This is a genomic window from Helicobacter bizzozeronii (assembly GCF_900196775.1).
In the GTDB taxonomy this organism is placed as follows: domain Bacteria; phylum Campylobacterota; class Campylobacteria; order Campylobacterales; family Helicobacteraceae; genus Helicobacter; species Helicobacter bizzozeronii.
Map to the genome: position 1 here is coordinate 1 of NZ_FZLB01000064.1, position 1,428 is coordinate 1,428.

General features: G+C 45.3%; 1 protein-coding gene and 1 pseudogene. Both read right to left on the reverse strand.

The window, feature by feature from the left end; genetic code table 11:
* Positions 1-106 precede the first annotated feature (106 nt).
* Entirely contained in the window at positions 107-991 is an 885-nt protein-coding gene (locus C5684_RS07335; protein WP_104639895.1) for a hypothetical protein, read from the reverse strand.
* A pseudogene (locus tag C5684_RS07340) lies at positions 991-1,428 on the reverse strand (hypothetical protein); the annotation flags it as partial. The gene C5684_RS07335 and the pseudogene C5684_RS07340, both read right to left, overlap by 1 nt.

Sequence of the window (1,428 nt, forward strand, 5' to 3'; positions counted from 1 at the left end):
GCTATGGGGAGTATGTCAAACCCCGTGATGGTGATTAACAACTCTTTAGCCACTCCCGGGGCAGTGTAATTCCAGTTTCTCGTGTTCCCATTGTATAACACCGCCATCATAACCCCTTGCCAATTTGGTTATATGTTTTTAAATCAATCTTGCCCTTGCTCTCTTGGATGTATTTTGCCTTGAGCTTGTGCTCTAAAAGTTTGGCTTGCATGTCCGGAGTAATCACCCCCCCTAATGCCTGCAAATTATGCAACTGGCTAGCCAAGTAGTTTAGATTGATGTTTTGGGTCTCCCCTAGCCTTGCAGTGTTCTCCTGCTTGCCCCTCAAGCCAAAGCGGGTGATGTGTTTTAAATCCTCTAGGGTCTGGTCAGTGATTTTCCCACTGGTGAACGATCTAGCCGTGGCATAAGTGTATTGGTTGACCGCCGTGTCAGTTTGGGCTAACTCTGGGCTTAAGGGAATAAACCCGCCGGTTATTTTGTTGAGCTTTCTAGCCAGTCCGTTAAGTGTCCCGCTATTTTCTTGGGCTTTGTTGATGATATTATCCCCCAAGTCTAGGGCTTTAATGGTTTCATAGACATCGGCTGTGGCTTTAGTGCGGTTTGCCATCTTTTGGTTGAGCTCCAAACTCCCCCCCAAGAACACCCCCAAATTAATGCCTAAATAATTCTTAGCCATGTAGTAATCAAAGAGGCTCAAATTACGCCCTTTGATCTTGCTATCTAGTTGCTTGATGCCCGTTGTGGGTATGGGCGTATTTTGTTGGCTCTGTGCTGTGTTGCCCTCTGTGTTGCTGTTTTCCTCAATGATGAAGGGGCTAAAATCGCGTTTCTCTGTTTCTTGCTGCGGGTCTGATTCCTCTTGTAACGCCTTAGCCGCCACTAGGGCTTTGCTCCCATTAGGGACTTGATTAAGCCCCTCTAAGAGCTCTTGGGCGTTTTGCTTGAGGGCTTGGCTAGCCCTCTGTGTCATTTCAGCTAGTGTTCCCATTAATGCACCTTATACGCTTTGGTGTGGAGCCATTCCTCTTGTAAAATGCCTTGTTTGATGAGCTCTTGGCGTTTCAAGGCTAATGCCATATCATTAGCAAATTGCCATTCTTTGAGGCGCATATCCATTAAGCCCATTTCATAGCCTTGCAACATCTTAAGCGCATTGCTGAGTAACAAACTCTCTAAGTGCAACTGGGCTTCAAATTCCATTTCTTTTAAGCGTTTGAGTTGGGCTTGTTGCTCTAACCAGCCTTGCAAATGCTCTTCCCAATAGCGTTTTAAAAAGTCTTGTTCTAATTCCTTGAAAAACATCGCCTTCAAGTGCTTTTCAATGGCGGGGTAAAAAATCCCATGTTGCTCTTTTAAAAAGCTAAAATCCAGCCCTTCAACTTGGGTTTTCACCAAAGAGAAAAGAGATTGTTGCACCCTCTCTCT